The sequence below is a fragment of the Luteimonas sp. 3794 genome (genome assembly GCF_031456825.1).
In the GTDB taxonomy this organism is placed as follows: Bacteria; Pseudomonadota; Gammaproteobacteria; order Xanthomonadales; family Xanthomonadaceae; genus Luteimonas.
This window is the reverse complement of the sequence record NZ_JAVDVJ010000003.1, coordinates 318128-335184: the sequence shown is the minus strand read 5'-3', so window position 1 is coordinate 335184 and position 17057 is coordinate 318128. Positions and strand designations below refer to the sequence as shown.

The 17057-nt window shown below is 68.7% G+C and carries 19 protein-coding genes and 1 pseudogene; 9 read left to right on the top strand and 11 right to left on the bottom strand.

Annotated elements, in window-relative coordinates; all coding sequences use genetic code 11:
* The first annotated feature begins 35 nt into the window (after positions 1-35).
* Entirely contained in the window at positions 36-668 is a 633-nt protein-coding gene (upp, locus tag J2X52_RS07855) for a uracil phosphoribosyltransferase (protein WP_310151117.1), read from the top strand.
* A 178-nt stretch (positions 669-846) separates the two neighbouring features.
* Here upp and J2X52_RS07850 read toward each other — a convergent pair whose 3' ends face one another.
* From J2X52_RS07850 to rsmD, 7 genes are all read right to left on the bottom strand, one after another.
* Entirely contained in the window at positions 847-1254 is a 408-nt protein-coding gene (locus tag J2X52_RS07850) for an MAPEG family protein (RefSeq protein ID WP_310151115.1), read from the bottom strand.
* Positions 1251-2159, bottom strand: coding sequence for an MBL fold metallo-hydrolase (locus J2X52_RS07845; protein ID WP_310151111.1), 909 nt, complete (start codon positions 2157-2159; stop codon positions 1251-1253). The genes J2X52_RS07850 and J2X52_RS07845 overlap by 4 nt, the downstream gene beginning before the upstream one ends.
* Before the next feature lie 46 nt (positions 2160-2205).
* A complete protein-coding gene (ggt, locus tag J2X52_RS07840; RefSeq protein WP_310151108.1) occupies positions 2206-3990 on the bottom strand; it encodes a gamma-glutamyltransferase in 1785 nt (594 codons plus the stop codon).
* The gene (locus tag J2X52_RS07835) at positions 3987-4241 is read right to left on the bottom strand and encodes a YfhL family 4Fe-4S dicluster ferredoxin (protein ID WP_310151105.1); all 255 of its coding nucleotides are present in this window, start codon (positions 4239-4241) and stop codon (positions 3987-3989) included. The genes ggt and J2X52_RS07835 overlap by 4 nt, the downstream gene beginning before the upstream one ends.
* A gap of 159 nt (positions 4242-4400) precedes the next feature.
* Positions 4401-4952 (bottom strand): hypothetical protein, encoded by a 552-nt coding sequence (locus tag J2X52_RS07830; protein WP_310151102.1) that lies wholly within the window; start codon positions 4950-4952, stop codon positions 4401-4403.
* A 40-nt stretch (positions 4953-4992) separates the two neighbouring features.
* Positions 4993-5487: a pantetheine-phosphate adenylyltransferase gene (coaD, locus tag J2X52_RS07825; protein WP_310151099.1), complete on the bottom strand. Its 495-nt coding sequence runs from the start codon at positions 5485-5487 to the stop codon at positions 4993-4995.
* Between the two features lie 75 nt (positions 5488-5562).
* Positions 5563-6174: a 16S rRNA (guanine(966)-N(2))-methyltransferase RsmD gene (rsmD, locus tag J2X52_RS07820; RefSeq protein WP_310151097.1), complete on the bottom strand. Its 612-nt coding sequence runs from the start codon at positions 6172-6174 to the stop codon at positions 5563-5565.
* Between the two features lie 81 nt (positions 6175-6255).
* Here rsmD and ftsY point away from each other — a divergent pair, with 81 nt between their 5' ends.
* The 4 genes from ftsY to J2X52_RS07800 are packed head-to-tail and all read left to right on the top strand — an operon-like array spanning position 6256 to position 10230.
* Positions 6256-7572 carry a signal recognition particle-docking protein FtsY gene (gene ftsY / locus J2X52_RS07815; protein WP_310151230.1) on the top strand — a complete coding sequence of 439 codons (1317 nt, stop codon included), beginning with the start codon at positions 6256-6258 and terminating at the stop codon, positions 7570-7572.
* Positions 7569-8876, top strand: coding sequence for an AsmA family protein (locus tag J2X52_RS07810; RefSeq protein ID WP_310151094.1), 1308 nt, complete (start codon positions 7569-7571; stop codon positions 8874-8876). Before ftsY ends, J2X52_RS07810 begins: the two co-directional genes overlap by 4 nt.
* A complete protein-coding gene (gene mutY / locus J2X52_RS07805) occupies positions 8873-9952 on the top strand; it encodes an A/G-specific adenine glycosylase (RefSeq protein WP_310151091.1) in 1080 nt (359 codons plus the stop codon). Before J2X52_RS07810 ends, mutY begins: the two co-directional genes overlap by 4 nt.
* 2 nt (positions 9953-9954) lie before the next feature.
* A complete protein-coding gene (locus J2X52_RS07800; protein WP_310151089.1) occupies positions 9955-10230 on the top strand; it encodes an oxidative damage protection protein in 276 nt (91 codons plus the stop codon).
* Here the strand turns inward: J2X52_RS07800 and J2X52_RS07795 are convergent.
* Entirely contained in the window at positions 10206-10679 is a 474-nt protein-coding gene (locus J2X52_RS07795) for a DUF6491 family protein (protein ID WP_310151086.1), read from the bottom strand. The two genes, J2X52_RS07800 and J2X52_RS07795, sit on opposite strands and share 25 nt — an antisense overlap.
* 159 nt (positions 10680-10838) lie before the next feature.
* Between J2X52_RS07795 and murU the strand changes: the two genes are divergently transcribed.
* Positions 10839-11564, top strand: a complete 726-nt coding sequence (gene murU, locus J2X52_RS07790) for an N-acetylmuramate alpha-1-phosphate uridylyltransferase MurU (RefSeq protein WP_310151084.1) — start codon at positions 10839-10841, stop codon at positions 11562-11564.
* Positions 11565-11716: 152 nt separating this feature from the next.
* On the opposite strand, the gene hda is transcribed toward murU, so the two are convergent.
* The 3 genes and pseudogenes from hda to J2X52_RS07775 all read right to left on the bottom strand — a co-directional run bounded on the left by hda (position 11717) and on the right by J2X52_RS07775 (position 14739).
* Entirely contained in the window at positions 11717-12418 is a 702-nt protein-coding gene (gene hda, locus J2X52_RS07785; RefSeq protein WP_310151081.1) for a DnaA regulatory inactivator Hda, read from the bottom strand.
* Between the two features lie 124 nt (positions 12419-12542).
* Positions 12543-13610, bottom strand: a pseudogene (locus J2X52_RS07780) (AI-2E family transporter); the annotation flags it as partial.
* 34 nt (positions 13611-13644) lie between these two features.
* Positions 13645-14739: a DUF2066 domain-containing protein gene (locus tag J2X52_RS07775; RefSeq protein WP_310151078.1), complete on the bottom strand. Its 1095-nt coding sequence runs from the start codon at positions 14737-14739 to the stop codon at positions 13645-13647.
* Positions 14740-14885: 146 nt separating this feature from the next.
* On the opposite strand from J2X52_RS07775, the gene purM reads away from it, so the two are divergent.
* Genes purM through purN form a run of 3 tightly spaced genes read left to right on the top strand, consistent with a single transcriptional unit; the run spans position 14886 to position 17057 of the window.
* Positions 14886-15929: a phosphoribosylformylglycinamidine cyclo-ligase gene (gene purM, locus J2X52_RS07770; RefSeq protein ID WP_310151075.1), complete on the top strand. Its 1044-nt coding sequence runs from the start codon at positions 14886-14888 to the stop codon at positions 15927-15929.
* Between the two features lie 10 nt (positions 15930-15939).
* A complete protein-coding gene (locus tag J2X52_RS07765; protein ID WP_310151071.1) occupies positions 15940-16404 on the top strand; it encodes a hypothetical protein in 465 nt (154 codons plus the stop codon).
* The gene (gene purN / locus J2X52_RS07760; protein ID WP_310151068.1) at positions 16401-17057 is read left to right on the top strand and encodes a phosphoribosylglycinamide formyltransferase; all 657 of its coding nucleotides are present in this window, start codon (positions 16401-16403) and stop codon (positions 17055-17057) included. Before J2X52_RS07765 ends, purN begins: the two co-directional genes overlap by 4 nt.

Genomic DNA, 17057 nt, shown 5'->3' with positions numbered 1-17057 from the left:
AATATCCTAGGCAGCTCCCCATGCCAGGCCGTGCCATGAAGATCGTCGAAGTCCGCCACCCGCTGGTCCAGCACAAGCTCGGCCTGATGCGCCGCGCCGACAACAGCACCAAGACCTTCCGCGAACTGTCGGCCGAGGTCGCCACGCTGCTGACCTACGAGGCCACCGCGGACCTGGAAACCGAGGACGCCGATGTCGACGGCTGGGCCGGCACCGTGCGCGTGCGCCGCATCAAGGGCCGCAAGATCACCCTGGTGCCGATCCTGCGCGCCGGCATCGGCATGCTGCCGGGCGTGCTCGAGCTCATTCCGGCGGCCAAGGTCAGCGTGGTCGGCATCAAGCGCGACGAGGATTCGCTCGAAGCCGTGCCCTATTACGAGAATCTGGTCGGCGACATGGCCGACCGCACGGCGCTGATCCTCGATCCGATGCTGGCGACCGGCGGCACCCTGATCGCGACGGTTGCGATGCTCAAGGCCGCCGGCGCGAGCCGCATCAAGGGCCTGTTCCTGGTGGCGGCGCCGGAAGGCCTGAAGGCACTCGAAGCGGTCCACCCGGATGTCGAGGTCTACACCGCGTCGATCGACGAGCGCCTCAACGAGAAGGGCTACATCCTGCCCGGCCTCGGCGATGCAGGCGACAAGATCTTCGGCACGCGGGTGGATTGAGCACCATCGCCAGCCGCCGTCCGGCGTAACGCCCCCCTGGCGACGCGGATCACCCCGCCCCCTGTAGGAGCGCGCTCGCGCGCGATGCGGCATTCCCGGTCACGCCCGGATCGCGCGCAAGCGCGCTCCCACAGGAAACCGCTGTTGCAGCAGGGCACGCTTTCTCCAAACCTGCGCGTCAGGCGACGATCATTGCGCCGATAACGAAACGCCAGATACCGAATGCTGCCATCGCGAACAGGGTCGCGAACGTCAGCAGCGCACCGGTCGCGCGACCGAACGAATAACCGGCCGAGCCGCCCAGCCCGATGGCGTGCAGCACGCGCGCGACCAGCAGCGCGATGCCGAAGGTCCACAGCAGCGCGGTGTTGATCGCCGCCAGTTCCAGCAGGGCAAGCATCAACAGGCCCAGCGGCACGTATTCGACGAAGTTGGCATGCACCCGCACCTTGCGCGAGAGGGCTTCATCACCGCCCGTGCCGATGCCGATCTTGTGGACATTGCGGTGCATGACCACGCGGATCGTCAGCACGAGGTAGAGCAGCACGTGCAGCGATGCGATGAGAAGCGAGATGCGTGGCGTCATGGTGTGGTCTCGTGAGCGTGCTGCAGGGAACGGGCGGCGAGTGCCGCGGTCGGATGGATCGCGCTGAAGCGGCCGGCGTCGTCGCGCACGACCTGCACCAGCGCGATGTCGGGATCGTGGGTCAGGAACAGGCGCACGCCGCGCGCAGCCATGTCGGCGAGAAAGGCCTGCTTCTCGTCGATGATCAGCTCGGGAAAGCGGTCGTAGCCCATCGTGATCGGCACATGCACCCACGGCAGGCCAGGCACGAGATCGGCGCAGAACACCACGCCGCCGTGATGCGCCCCGTCGTGCACGTCGGGGCCGAGGATCTCGGCCAGCATCATGCCGGGCGTGTGCCCGTCGCTGTAATGGAAGCGCACCGCGTCTCCGAGCGACGGCGCATGCGCGCCCTCGATGAATTCCAGCCGGCCCGTGGCCTCGAGCAGCTCGCACAAGCCGGGAATGAAACTCGCGCGGTCGCGCGCATGTGGCCGCTTCGCGCGCAGCCAGTGCGGCGTGGACAGCACGAAGGTCGCGTTCGGAAATAGCAGTTGCGGCGCAGCGCCTTCCGACCACGACGCCAGCAGGCCGCCGGCGTGATCGAAATGCAGGTGGCTCAGCACCACGACGTCGATATCAGTGTGGTCGAAGCCTGCTTCGCGCAGCGAATCGAGCAGCACGTGCCGGTCTTCCTGCACGCCGAATCGCTCGCGCAGTTTCGGTTCGAAGAACGCACCGATCCCGGTCTCGAACAGCACGGTCTTGCCGTTGAGCGGCGTGGCGAGCAGACCGCGCGTCGCCAGCGGAATGCGGTTGAGGTCATCGGGCGTCGCCCACTTGGTCCACATCGCGCGCGGCGCGTTGCCGAACATCGAACCGCCGTCGAGCTTCTGGGTATTGCCCTGGATCGACCACAGCTTCATGACGCCCTCCCGCGTCAGATCGGTGGCCGATTGTAAGCGCGGCCGATCAGCGCGCGGCCGCTTCCACCTTCGCCGAGCCCACCGGATTGCGCGGATCACTGCCGCCGGTCAGCGTGCCGTTCGCGCGGTTCCATTCGATGGTCTGCAGGTTGCCCCAGACGTGGCTGGACCCGCGGCCACCGGCCGCGCGATCGCCGGGCAGATCGACGGTATGACCCATCGCACGCAGCTTCGCTGCGGTGTCGGCGGAGAACGCATCGGACTCGGCGGAGATCGTGTCCGGCATCCACTGGTGGTGGTAGCGCGGCAGTGCAGCGACGCCATGCGCGTCGAGACCGGCGTCGTAACCGAGGATGCCCAGCAGCACCATCGTGATGATGCGGCTGCCGCCGGGCGTACCGAGCACGGCCACGCGGTCGTCGGACACGAGGAAGGTCGGCGTCATCGAACTCAGCGGACGCTTGCCGGGCTGCGGCGCGTTCGCATCGAAGCCCATCACGCCGAATGCGTTCGGCACGCCGGGTTGCAGCGCGAAATCGTCCATCTCGTTGTTGAGCAGCACACCGGTGCCGGGCGCGACGAGTCCGCTGCCGAACAGCAGGTTGACCGTCTGGGTGACTGCGGCGCGATTGCCGGCGGCATCGATGATCGAAAAATGCGTGGTCTCTTCGTCTTCCAGCGGCGTCGCCTCGCCCGACAGCAGATCGCTGGGAGTCGCCCTGGTCGGGTTGACCGTCGCGCGCAGGCCGGCGGCGTAGTCGCGGCTCAGCAGCGTGCGCTGCGGAATCGTCACGAAGTCCGGATCGCCCAGATAGAACGTGCGGTCGCGGAACGCGCGGCGCATCGATTCGACGACCAGATGCGTGCGCGCGGCATCGTCGAGTTTGGTCAGGTCCCAGGGCTCGAGAATCTGCAGCATCTGCGCCATCGCGATGCCGCCCGACGACGGCGGCGGCGCGGTGACGACGTCCCAGTCGTGATAGCGGAAGCGGATCGGCGCGCGCTCGACGACCTTGTACGCAGCCAGGTCCGCGGCAGTCCACTCGCCACCTTCCGCGTTGACACCGGCCACGAGCTTCGCGCCGGTCTCACCGCCGTAGAACCCGTCGAAACCGCGTTCGGCCAGCAGGCGCAGCGTGCGTGCGAGATCGGGCTGGCGGAACACGTCGCCCTCTTCCGGCGCGCGGCCTTCGGCGAGGAACACCGCGCGCGTGCCGGAATAGCGCTCCATCACCGCGCGCCGCGACTGGTAGCCGCGCGCGAAACGCGCGTAGACCGGGAAGCCTTCTTCGGCGATGCGGATCGCAGGCGCCAGTGACTTCGACAGGGGCAGCGCGCCGTAGGTTTCGGCGATATGCACGAACGCGGCGGGCAGGCCCGGAATACCGGCCGACCACGGTCCGTTCTCGGCGCGGTCCCGGTCGAAGCTGCCGTCAGGCTTGCGGTAGCGGTCCGAGTGCGCGCTGGCCGGTGCGGTCTCGCGCGCGTCGACGAAGATGTCGCGGCCGCTCGATGCGTCGTGCAGCAGGAAGAACCCGCCGCCGCCGAGGCCGGACGAGATCGGCTCGACCACCGACAGCACCGCCGAGGTCGCGACCGCCGCGTCGAAGGCATTGCCGCCCTCGCGCATGACCTGCAGACCGGCTTCGGTGGCGAGCGCATGCGCCGAGGCGACCGCGTTGCCGGGCGGCGTCGCCGAGCTCTGCGCGGTGCTGACCGCAGGCGCGTCCGGCCCACGGACGTCGCGTGCGCAGGACGGCGCGACCGCGAGCAGCAGTATCGACAGCAGCAGCGCCGGCATGCCGGCGAACGCGAAGCGGGAACGGCTCATGACGCCTCCTGCTGCAGGCGCGCCAGCTTGGCGAGCAACTGCACCTGGGTTTCGGGGATATCGGGATCGGGGTCGATGCATTCGACCGGGCAGACGACGACGCACTGCGGCTCGTCGAAGTGGCCCACGCATTCGGTGCAGCGCGCCGGGTCGATGACGTAGATCGTCTCGCCCTGGGCAATCGCCTGGTTCGGGCAGGCCGGCTCGCAGACGTCGCAGTTGACGCAGAGCGCGTTGATCTTGAGAGACATCCGCGCATTGTAGAGGCTGGCCCCTGGCCCCGGCGTTCCATCGATGGAACTGCCTTCATCGCGCGACTACGCCGGAAACGACAACGCCACCGAGCTTTCGCGCGGTGGCGTTGTAGGAAACGACCGGCCGGACGCGCCGGCCGCCGTTACAGCAGTGGATCAGGCCGCGTTGTCGATGAACACGTATTCCGAACCGGTCGGCTCGACCACGGCCTTGACCCGCTCGCTGTCCGCGGCGCTGCCGATGAACAGAACGCGCACACCATTCATCGTGCCGGTGCCGACCTTGGCAAAGGAGGCCACGACCAGATCCGCGGTACGCGTCGAATCCAGGCCCGCGAAGATCAGCAGGTTGCCGCGGGTGATGCCGCGGGACACATCCTGCTCGGCCTTTTCCAGCAGACGCTCGTAGGCGCCGTCGACCGGCGTCGACATTGTCGGGTCGCCATCGGCAGTGGTGGTGTCCGCGGGCGGCGCATCGGCTGCAGGCGCGGGCGCCGGCGGCACCAGATAGACGTAGGGCGAATTGTTGACGCCTTCCATGTGGCGGCCGGCTACGTCGTTGAGATAAGCGTTCCACGCCGTCTTGTCCTCGGTGGTGGGCACCGCGACCGGCGCGACCTCGACCTGCTGCGGCGCTTCTTCCTTGCTACAGGCGATGACCGGCAGGACGAGGCAGGCGATCAGCAGTGCGCGGGTGATGGACTTCATGGCATTCCCTCTTGTGTTCTCTGGTGTTTGATGGGCAACGTCAACGTTGCGAGTGTTTGCGCAATGCGCGATCGACTGCGGCGGGCACGAAGCCCGACACGTCACCGCCGAGACGCGAGATCTCGCGCACCAGCGTGGAGGAGATGAAGCCGTACTGCTCGGCCGGGGTCAGGAACAGCGTTTCGACATCCGGAATCAGATGCCGGTTCATACTGGCGAGCTGGAACTCGTATTCGAAATCCGACACCGCGCGCAGGCCGCGCAGCAACACGCCGGCGCCGACCTCGTGCACGAAGTGCGCGAGCAGCGAATCGAAGCCGATGACTTCGACATTGGCGTGATGGGCGGTCGCGACACGCGCCAGTTCGACACGCTCGTCCAGCGTCATCGCCGGGCGCTTGGCCGGACTCTCGGCGATACCGACGATCAGCTTTTCGAACAGCGGCGCGGCACGATCGACGAGGTCGACGTGGCCGTTGGTGATCGGATCGAAGGTCCCGGGATAGACCGCGATGCGGTTGCGGCTCGCACTCATGACTTGCGTTCGCTGTCGAAGGAATCGGATGGAACGTGGCGCGGGCGGCAAGTGTAGCAGCGGCGCGGGTGGCGATCAGCCGGCGCGCCGGTACAGCGCGCAGTGCGCTTCGCGGGTCTGCAGCTCGCGGTGCAGTTGCCAACCCGTCCCGGGCGACGCCGGCCGTTCGGCCATCGATTCGACGTACAGCCAGGCATCCGCCGCGAGCGCGGGCGACAGCGCGGCGAACGCCTGCGCCCACAGGTCGGCCGCGAATGGCGGATCGACGAAGGCGACATCGATGCTGCCGGCAGGCAGACCGGCCGCCATCGACAGCGCATCGCCGCGCTGGACCGAGACCACCTCGCCGCCGGGCAGGCGCGCCGCGGTCGCGGCCAGGGCCGCGGCGAGCCCGATGTCGCGTTCGACCAGCACCGCGCTGGCCGCGCCGCGCGACACCGCTTCGAGCCCCAGCGCACCGGTGCCGGCGAAAAGATCGAGCACGCGTGCGCCGGGCAGCACCGGCAGCAGCCAGTTGAACAGGGTTTCGCGAACTCGGTCAGAGGTCGGCCGCAGGCCGGCCACATCGGGGACATCGAGACGCGTGCCTCGCCAGCGACCGCCGACGATGCGCACCCGGCCCGGGCCGGTGTTGCGGTTGACGTTCGATGACGGCCTGCCTGAGCCGCCGTGACGAGGGGTATTCATGCGCGTGCGCCCGCACGGGGACGCTGAAAGTCGGGTGATACCATGCGCGCCATTCTCCCCCATCCAGGCTACGAAGGCCGCATGGTCAGCTGGTTCAAGCGCGACAAATCCTCCGACAAGCCCGAGGCCGACAGCGGCCGACGCCGCCTCAGCGCCGAAGAGATCGCTGCTGCGTTCGCGCCGCCTGCTGCGCCTGCATCGCCGCCCGCTCCGCCCGTGACACCTCCGCCATCGGCGGCGCCGACGGTCACGACGCACGATGCCGGCACCGTCGAGCCTGGCGCAGCAGCGTTGCACGCGCCCGAGGGCAGCAGCCCGTCCACTGATGTCGCGCCGGCAGCCGTCGAGATCGTGCCGGTCGCCGTCCCGATCGCTTCCGAAGCGTCTGCAACGCCGGTCCCGCCGCCGCCTGCGTTCGTGGATCCGGCGGCGGCACTCGCCGACTACGTGTTCGCAAGCACCATGCCCGCCGCCGCACCGGGCAAGTCGGGCTGGCGCGAGCGCCTGGGTGGCAGCACGTTCGCGAAAAGCTTCGGCGGCCTGTTCTCGCGCAATCCCAAGCTCGACGAGGATCTGCTCGACGAGATCGAGACCGCGCTGCTGACGGCCGACGTCGGCGTCGCGGCGAGCACCGAGCTGGTCGAGTCCTTGCGCAAGCGCATGAAGGCGCGCGCGTTCGTCGATGCCAACGATCTGCTCAAGGCGCTGCGTGGCGATCTGATCGCGATGCTCGAACCTGTGGCCAGGCCGCTGGTCATCGACACCAATGCCAAGCCCTTCGTGATCCTGACCGTCGGCGTCAACGGCGTCGGCAAGACCACGACGATCGGCAAGCTCGCCAAGCGCTACAAGGACGAAGGCCACCAGCTGATGCTGGCCGCGGGCGACACGTTCCGCGCGGCCGCGGTCGCCCAGCTCAAGGCCTGGGGCGAGCGCAATGGCGTGCCCGTCGTCGCCCAGGGGCAAGACGCCGATCCGGCCGCGGTCGCATTCGATGCACTGCAGGCGGCGAAGTCGCGCGGCACCGGCATCCTGATCGCCGACACCGCCGGCCGCCTGCACACGCAGCAGGGCCTGATGGCCGAGCTCGGCAAGATCCGCCGGGTGCTCGGCAAGATCGATCCGACCGCGCCGCACGAAGTGCTGATGGTCATCGACGGCACCACCGGCCAGAACGCGCTGTCGCAGCTGCGCCAGTTCAATGCCGCGGCGCAGGTCACTGGCTTGGTCGTGACCAAGCTCGACGGCACCGCCAAGGGCGGCGTGGTGTTCGCGCTGGCCCGCGAATTCGGCATTCCGATCCGCTTCGCCGGCATCGGCGAGCGTCCGGAAGACCTGCGCGTGTTCGACGCCGAAGCCTTCGTTGACGCGATGCTGCCGGAGACGCTGGGGGCGTGAGCAACCCTGCTCCGGCGCCGGAGCCATCGGCGCCGCGGCGCCTGCGCTGGCTGCGTCTGCTGCTGATCGCGCTGGTGCTGGCGATCGTCGCCGCACTGCTGGTGCAAGTGCTGTTACCGCCCGAACGCGCGCTGCGCCTGGTGCTGGCCCGCCTCGAACCCACGCTGGGCCTGCGCATCACGTTCGAAGGCGACGTCGAGTACCGCCTGCGCGGCACGCCGCAGCTGGTGGTGCGCGAGGTCAGCATCACCGCGCCCGGATCGCACCCGTCCGATGTACCGATGCTCCAAGCCGAACGCATACTGCTGTCGCTGCCGTGGAAGACCATCCGCAGCCGCGGGGCCGATCTGGAAATCACTCGCGTAGAACTCGACGCACCGCGCCTGCACCTGCCTTCGTTGCTGCGCTGGCTCGATGCGCGTCCACCGGGCGACGGCAAGGTGCCGGCGATCACCGAAGGCGTACGCATCGTGCGCGGGCGTTTGGACGGCGATGGCTGGTATGTCGACGAGCTGGCGCTGGACCTCCCCGCCTTGCAGGCCGACCGTGCGATCGACGCGCGCATCGCAGGCACCGCGCATCTCGACGCGCTGCAGGCACCGTTCCGGCTGCAGCTGCACGCGAACCGCGCGGTCGATGCCCGCGATCTTCAAGCACGTGGCACGCTCGCGCTGGTGCATGCAGCCGGTCGGCTCGACACCACGCTGCAGGCCGAAGCCACGCGCATCGACGCCGACATGCCCGGCTTCGCGTTGTCGCCGCTGCGCATCGCAATCGATGCGCGCTGGCAGGGCATCGACGCGGCCGAGCCGCTGCCGTTCGTGCTCGGTCTGCATGGTGCGCTGCACGTCGGCGGCGACGGCAACGCGCTGGGGTTCGCGCCGATGGGTCTCGCGCTTCGCGGCGCAGGCGTGGTGCCGGATCTGATCGCCGGTGGCCAGGTCGCGCTGGGCGAGCGACTTTCGCTCGCACTCGACGGCCGCATCGCGCGCTGGCCCGAGGCATGGCCTGCGCTGCCGGCGCCGCTGTCGGATTCGACACAGGCGCTGCCGTTCGCACTGCGCTACGACGGTCCGGTGGATGCATCGGCGCCGGTCGGGTTGCGGCTCGAACACGAACACGCACGCTTCGATGGCGAGGCGCGCATCGACGCGATGCTCGGCTGGTTCGATGCACTCGCGACCGGTTCACCGCTGCCGCCATTACGCGGACAGCTGACGGCCGATCGCGTCGAAGTGTCAGGCGCGGTACTGGAAGGCGTGGAGATCACATTCGACGACGGCAGCGGGGACACGCCGCCGTGATCGCACGCACCGATTACGCGACGCGCCTGCTGGCGTGGTTCGACGTGCACGGCCGCCACGATCTGCCGTGGCAGCACCCGCGCACGCCGTATCGCGTGTGGCTGTCGGAAATCATGCTGCAGCAGACCCAGGTGCGAGTCGTGATTCCGTACTTCGAGCGCTTCGTCGACGCGCTGCCCGATGTGCGCGCACTGGCCGATGCGCCGCAAGACACTGTGCTCGCGCTGTGGTCGGGGCTCGGCTACTACGCCCGCGCGCGCAACCTGCATGCGGCCGCGCAGCGCTGCGTCGAACTGCACCAAGGCGATATGCCGCGCGACCTCGACGCCCTGCTCTCCCTGCCCGGCATCGGCCGCAGCACGGCCGGCGCGATCCTGTCGCAGGCCTGGGGCGATCCGTTTCCGATCCTCGACGGCAACGTCAAACGTGTCCTCGCGCGGCGCCATGCTGTCGAAGGCTGGCCTGCGCAACCGAAGGTCGAAAAACAGTTGTGGTCGATCGCCGGAGTGCTGCTGCCGGACACGCGGCTGGCCGACTACACCCAGGCCCAGATGGATTTCGGCGCGACGCTGTGTACGCGCCACAACCCGGCCTGCCTGCTGTGTCCGGTCAGCGAGGACTGCGCCGCGTTCGCACAGGGGCGCGTCGACGAACTGCCGACACCGCGGCCGACCAAAGCGCTGCCCGAGCGCGAAGCCAGCGTGCTGTTGCTGGAAGACGGCAAAGGCCGTGTGCTGCTCGAAAAGCGCCCGCCGACCGGCATCTGGGCATCGTTGTGGTCGCTGCCGCAGGCCGAAGACGACACGCGCGCAGTCGATTGGCTGCGCACGCACGCATCGGGCCTAGTCGACGCCGTCGATCTCGATACGCCGCAACGCCTGCTGCCGGTGCAGCACGGCTTCACCCATTTCAAGCTGCGGATGCAGCCGCTGCACTGGCACAGCCTCCCTGCCCGTCACCGGGTGGGCGACAATGACCGCCTGCGCTGGGTGGCGCGCGACGAACTCGCGACGCTCGGCATTCCCGCCCCGATCCGCACGCTGCTGCTCGCGCCGCGCATCGCCCTGGAGGATTGACCATGAGCCGACGCGTCTTCTGCGTACACGACCAGACCGAAACCGAGGGTCTTGATTTCATTCCCTGGCCCGGCGAACTCGGCAAGCAGGTCTTCGCCGAGATCGGCAAGCCTGCCTGGGCGCGCTGGCTGGCGCACCAGACCATGCTGATCAACGAGAACCGGCTCTCGCCGCTCGATCCCAAGCACCGCGCCTTCCTCGAAGGCGAAATGCGCAAGTACCTGTTCGAACGCCAGACCGGCAGCGTCGCCGGTTACGTCCCCGCGTCCGACGCCTGATCCATCGGGGGCTCGCCTTCGGGATTGCGCTTCTCGGCGGCGCGGACCGCCTTGATGTCCAGCGGGCGGATCTGCTGGATGTGGCAGGGGATATTGATCGACGAGCGGCTGCGTACCAGCACCTTGTCGAAGCGCGCACTGACGCGACTCATGTTGCTGGTCAGGCCGATCGCGGGCGTGAATGTCAGATCCTGACAAGGACCCGAGAGATCCAGCAGCCAGGCCTCGCTCGGGCGCGTCCACACTGCAAGCGCCGACTCGCCGAGTGGCGTCCAGCCATTGATCGAACCGAAATAGCGGAAATGGTCGACAGCCTCGCCGGCATGCGCGTCATAGAGCGCGTATTTCTCGGCGTCGGTGGTGCGCGGTGATGACGCGCAGGCGGCGAGCGCGAGCGCCGCGAACAATGCGACTCCGGTGCGAAAACGGTGACGGGCGATCGAAGCCATGACGGACTCCTGAGGATGCGCGGTTGCGGAGATGCCGCCGATGATGCGCCCGGGATGGGTCCTGGACCGCGCGATCCGCCGTCGGCATTCAGCCGCGGGCCGGCTCGCCCGCAATCAGCCTGACGGTTACGCTGTCGCGCCCGCCCTGCTGGATCCGCCGTGCCGAACGCGACTGCACCTGCCCGCCATCGTCAGGCCCTGATCTTCGCCGCGGGCCTGGGCGAACGCATGCGGCCGCTGACCGATACGACGCCCAAACCGCTGCTGGCCGCAGGCGGCAAACCGCTGATCGTCTGGCATCTGGAGAAACTTGCCGCGCTCGGCGTGCGCGATGTCGTGGTCAACGTGTCCTGGCTCGCCGAACGCTTCGAACCGACGCTCGGCGACGGCAGCCGCTGGGGACTACGGCTGCACTACTCGCATGAAGGTGCACCACCGCTGGAAACAGGCGGCGGCATGCTGCATGCGTTTCGCCTGCTCGGCGATGCGCCTTTCATCGCGGTCAATGGCGACATCTGGAGCGACTACGACTTCGCACATCTGCCGGCAGAGCCCGACGGTGATGCGCATCTGGTGCTCGTCGACAACCCCGCGCACAACCCGGCCGGCGACTTCGCACTCGATTGCGCGCGGGTACGCAGCGATGGCGACGCGAAGCTGACGTTCGCGGGGATCGGCGTCTACCGTCCAGCCCTGCTGCACAACTGGCGCGACATCATCGGCAGCGCGCCGGGCGTCGATCTGGAGCCGCCGCGATTCAAGCTGGCACCGTTGCTGCGCGCAGCGATGAAAAACGGCCGCGTGACTGGTGCGCATCATGTGGGGCGCTGGACCGATGTCGGCACGCCGGAGCGTTTGGCACAGCTGGATGTGGCGCTGGGTTAAGACAGCGCTGATCAAACCCACATTTGCCCGTCGTTCCCGCGAAGGCGGAAATGACGACTTCGTCAGCTGCACACTCGATGTTTGCAACCGCAACGCGACGGGTTTCGCGTTGCTCTACCCAGCGCTGCGAACGGCTCTTGCTACTTCAGCGCTCAGTCGAGCGCCAGCACCTGCCGTACGAACGGGACAGTCAAGCGTCGCTGTGAGGCGAGCGAAGCGTGGTCGAGGCGATCCAATAGCGCGGTGATCGCAGGCAGATCGCGGTCGACGCGACGCAGCAGCCAATCGATGGTGGCGGCGTCGACCTGCAGGCCGCGGCGCTCTGCCCGCAGGCGCAGCAACTCATGGCGGCCGGTGTCGTCGAGCACCGGCAGCGGTACGCGGATGCACTGGCCCAGCCGTGAACGCAGATCCGGCAGGCCGAGCGCGAGCGCTTCCGGCGCGGCCGATGCGGTGTAGAACACCGCGCGCCCGGCATCGTGCAGGCGGTTGTGCAGATCAAACAGCGCGACTTCGTCGTCGCGGTCGCCGGCGATCACGTCGACGTCGTCGATCGCGACCAGATCGTGTCCATCGAGTGCCTGCGCGGCATCGCGCAGCCGGCCGGCGATGCCGCGCAGCGGCAGATATACCGCGCGGCGGCCGAGCCGGTCGGCTTCCGCGCACAGCGCGATCGCGAGATGGGTCTTGCCGGTACCGGCTGCGCCCTCGACGTACAGGCCGCGGCGCACACCGGCCAACGCGAAATCGCGCAGTTGCGGCAGCAGCGCGGTGTCATCGGCGACGAAGGTTTCGAGCCGCTGGTCCGGCGGATACCGGAGCGCCAGCGGCAGCTGGAGCGATGGACCACTCATGTCCGGCTCACCGCTCGACGTTCCCACCCTCGGCGCCGGTCACGATGATCACCGGGCGTTGTGATGCAGCCGCGCCCGCGATCTCGATCTCCGGCTTGTCGCCTTCATACAGACGGCTGTGCAGATAGCGCTCGTGTGCGTAGCGCAGCAGCACATTGGCCACCGCGGCAACCGGCAGCGCCAGCAACATGCCGAGAAAACCGAACAACTGACCACCGGCCAGCACCGCGAAGATCACCGCGACTGGGTGCAGACCGATGCGGTCACCGACCAGGCGCGGGGTGAGCACGTAGCTCTCGACCAGCTGGCCGACGGTGAACACCACGCCGATCAGGATCAGCAACTGCCAGTCGAACCCCTGCGCCTGCACGATGGCCGCGATCAGGGCGAGCAGGATGCCGACTGTCGCGCCGAGATACGGAATGAAGCTGATCAGGCCGGCGATCATGCCGATCAGCAGGCCCAGCCGCAGGCCGACCAGCGACATGCCGACCGCGTAGATCGCGCCCTGCCCCAGCATCACCAGAAACTGGCCGCGCAGGAAGCCGCCGAGCGACTCGCTGGTCTCACGCGCGAGCCGGGTCGCGGTCACGATGTGGTCGCGCGGGATCAGCGCGGCGACGCGCTCGACCAGCAGGTCCCAGTCGCGCATGAAGTAGAACGCCAGGATCGGCACCAGCACCAGATTGATGACCAACGCGAGGATCGCGAAACCCGACCGCGAGACGTAGGCCAGGATCGTGGCCGCGACGCCGCCGGCCTGCTGCCAGTGGCTGCGGATCAGCTCGATCATGCGGTCGGTGTCGAGCCACGACACCACTTCGTAGCCGGTGCGCTGCTCGACCCACGGCAGCGCGGTGCCGAGCAGCCAGTCGCGATACTCCGGCAGGCTGTCGATCAAGGTGACGATTTGCCGCTCGATCATCGGCACCAGGATGATCAGCACCAGCGCCAGCAGCAGGGTCATCAGCAGGAACACCAGCGTGACCGCGACCGCGCGCGAGCGGCCGCGGCGCTCGATGCGGTCGACCAGCGGATCGCCGAGCCAGCCGAGCAGAAGCGCCAGCACGAACGGCGTAAGGATCGGGCCGAGCAGCCAGATCACATAGCCCGCCGCGAAGACCACCAGACCCCATTGCAGGCGCTTGAGAAAACGCGCGACATCGGCGTTTGCGGGGTCTGTCTGGATCATCGGTGGCGGTCCGTGCGGTACAGCGGAGAAGGGGTCAACGCAGATGGAACACGGGCGTGACGCCCTCGATGTTGCCGTCGGCTTCCACGAACACGTTTTCGTCGGCCATCCGGCGGAAACCCGTCATGCCGGTCAGCAGGTCGAGTTCGACCTCCAGCCCCATCGGCGTCGCCCGCACCGGACGGATGCCGCGCACCACTGACATGCGCTGCAGCTGCGCGGACAGCTTGATGTAGTCGGCGCTGCTGTTGATGCCGGAGAACACGATCGCCTGCGTCGACGGCGCGCCGGCCGGGCTGGTGCGCGCATAGCGCCTGGTCAGTGCATCCGCCGCGCCGTCGGCGCCGCTGGCCAGCGTGCGCCGGGCATCCGCGCCGGTCTCGCTCCAGCGCGCGAGCACGCGGCCGCTGTCGACGAAGATCCAATCGGCCTTCCAGCCTGAGCCTTCGCGATAGAGCTTGCCAATCAGCTGCATCGGCGGGTTGTAGCGCGACGAGATGCGCGCGACAGACGCGGTGTCACCGCGCCAGATCGCACCCACCGCAGCCTGTTCGGCGGCATTGCCGGACGGCAGGCCGAGGCGGTAGCCGCGCTCGATCGCGCGCTGCAGCGTCGGACGTGCCACGTTGTTCTGCTGCAGCGCGACCAGGCGCGGTCCGGAACCGTCATCGATCGCCAGCCACATCACCGGCTTGGGACGCGGATCCGGCCACACCGGCAGGCCAAGCGCACCGGCCACGGCATCGACATCGGCCTGGCGGAAGCGCACCACCAGCGTGGTGGTGAAGGTCGGCGACCCGCGCGAGGACACCCCCTCGTCCTGGCGGTAGTCGTAACCCTCGACGTACTGGGCGGCGCGACGCAGTTCCTGCGATACACCCGGGCGTTGGGCCGCGTTCCGGTCACCCGACAGCTTGCCCAGCACCTGCGCCAGGCCACGCGCGAAACCGGCCTCGCGCTCGGTTTCACTCTGGCTGCGCACCGGAATCTCGGCCGCGTACAGGCCGACAGCCGCGGCGCGGTCACCTTCCACGCGCTGCGCGGAGGCGGTTCCGGACACGGCGAACGTGCCCAGCAGCGCGGCCAGCAGCCACGTCATCATATTGAGCGAGCGCTTCTGGCGGTGCATCCGGCAAGTCCTGGATCGGGGCGTCATCGAGGCGCGATGGTGCCATAAACGATGCGGGCGGTCCGTGGCGACATCGGCGAGCGGAGCACGACTGCGGGCCGGCCGGCTGCTAAAATCCGCGGTCTTCCCGCCTTGCGACGGCTGCCGTGACCGCTCCCACTCCCCTGACCTACCGCGATGCAGGCGTCGATATCGACGCGGGCAACGAACTCGTCGAACGCATCAAGCCGCTGGTCAAGCGCAGCTTCCGGCCCGAGGTCATGGGCGGCCTGGGCGGTTTCGGCGCGCTGTTCGACCTGTCGGGCAAGTACCGCGAACCGGTGCTGGTCTCCGGCACCGACGGCGTGGGCACCAAGCTCAAGCTGGCCCAGCAGTTCGGCCGCCACGACACGATCGGCATCGATCTGGTCGCCATGTGCGTCAACGACGTGCTGGTACAGGGCGCCGAGCCGCTGTTCTTCCTCGACTACTTCGCCACCGGCAAGCTCGACATCGACACCACCGCGGCCGTCATCGGCGGCATCGCGCGCGGCTGCGAGTTGTCGGGCTGCGCGCTGATCGGCGGCGAGACCGCCGAGATGCCGGACATGTACGGCATCGGCGAATACGACCTGGCCGGTTTCACCGTCGGCGCGGTCGAAAAATCCGAACTGCGCGACGGCAGCCAGGTGCAGGCCGGCGACGTGCTGGTCGGCATCGCATCGAGCGGTCCTCACTCGAACGGCTATTCGCTGATCCGCCGCATCTTCGAGCGTGCCGGCCGCCCGGCCGATCTTGAGGTCGGCGGCGTCAACCTGGTCGATGCGCTGATGGCGCCGACCACGCTGTACGTGAAGCCGGTGCTGGAACTGCTGCGTGGCGACCTCGGCCCGCAGCTGCACGCGATGGCCCACGTCACCGGCGGTGGCCTGACCGAGAACATCATCCGCGTGATTCCCGAGGGCCTCGGCCTGACGATCGACGCCAAGTCGTGGCCGCAGCCGCCGGTGTTCGAATGGCTGCAGCGCGAAGGCGCGGTCGCCGATCACGAGATGTGGCGCACGTTCAACTGCGGCATCGGCTTCGTGCTGGTGGTGCCGGCCGACAGCGCGGCCGCCTTCGGCAGCGCGCTGGACGGCCTGGGCCTCGGCCACTGGACGATCGGCGAAGTGGTCGAAGCCGGCGACGGCGATCGCGTCCGCATCGGCTGATCCGGGCGTCGTGTCGGCCGATCACGAGCCCGCATCTCCGTACGCGCCGCCGGCCACCGCGTCGCGGGTGGCGCGTAGTCCTGCGTCGGCAGAGGTGGCGTCCGGCCAGCTGCGCGCGCTCGGTGTGCTGCATCTCGTGCTGGGTGGCCTGTCGCTGGCCGGCGCAGGCGCTTTCGGCCTCATCCTGGTGTTCGGCTTCAGCCAGGAAGCGGCTGACGGGTTCGGCGATCCCACCGGCCTTGCGACCCTCGCGGTGTTCGCGGTGCTGACCCTGGCATCACTCGCTGGCGGCGCGCTGTGCCTCTGGTCCGGGCTGCATCTGTTGCGGCGCGCACGTATGCAGCTATGCATGACCCTCTCGGCGCTGCTGTGTCTGCATGTGCCGCTCGGTACCGCGCTGGCCATCGCGACGCTTTTGAGCCTCCAGCGCCCGGAGATCCGCGCACTGTTCGACCGGACCGGTGCGCGGCCATGAGTCTGCGACTGGCAGTGCTGGCCTCGGGCCGCGGCAGCAACCTGCAAGTCATCCTCGACGCGATCACGGCCGGCACGCTGGACGCGGAAGTCGTCGGCGCGTGGTCGGACCGGGGCGACGCGCAGGCGCTCGTCCGCGCCCGCGATGCCGGGCTGCCGGCCTACGCGATCCGCCCGCGCGATTTCACCGATCGCGCCGCGCACGACCACGCCCTGTTCGGCGCGCTCGACGCCGCGGCCCCCGACCTCATCGTCTGCGCCGGCTACATGCGTCTGATCGGCGCCGACGTGCTGGCCTCGCGCGCGGGCCGGATGATCAACATCCACCCGTCGCTGCTGCCCGCCTTCAAGGGACTGCATACGCATCAGCGCGCGCTCGATGCCGGCGCAACCGAGCATGGCGCGAGCGTGCATTACGTGACCGCCGAACTCGACGGCGGCCCGGTGATCGCCCAGGCCCGTGTCCCCGTGCTGCCGGGCGACGACGCCGCACACCTGTCGGCGCGGGTGCTGACCCACGAACATCCGCTGCTGCTGGAAACGCTGCGGTGGATCGCGGCCGGGCGCGTGCGGCTGCATGAAGATGGGGTTCATGTCGATGGCCGGCGCGCCGACGGGCCGCTTCAGCTGGCAGCCACCCGCCGCTTCGCATGA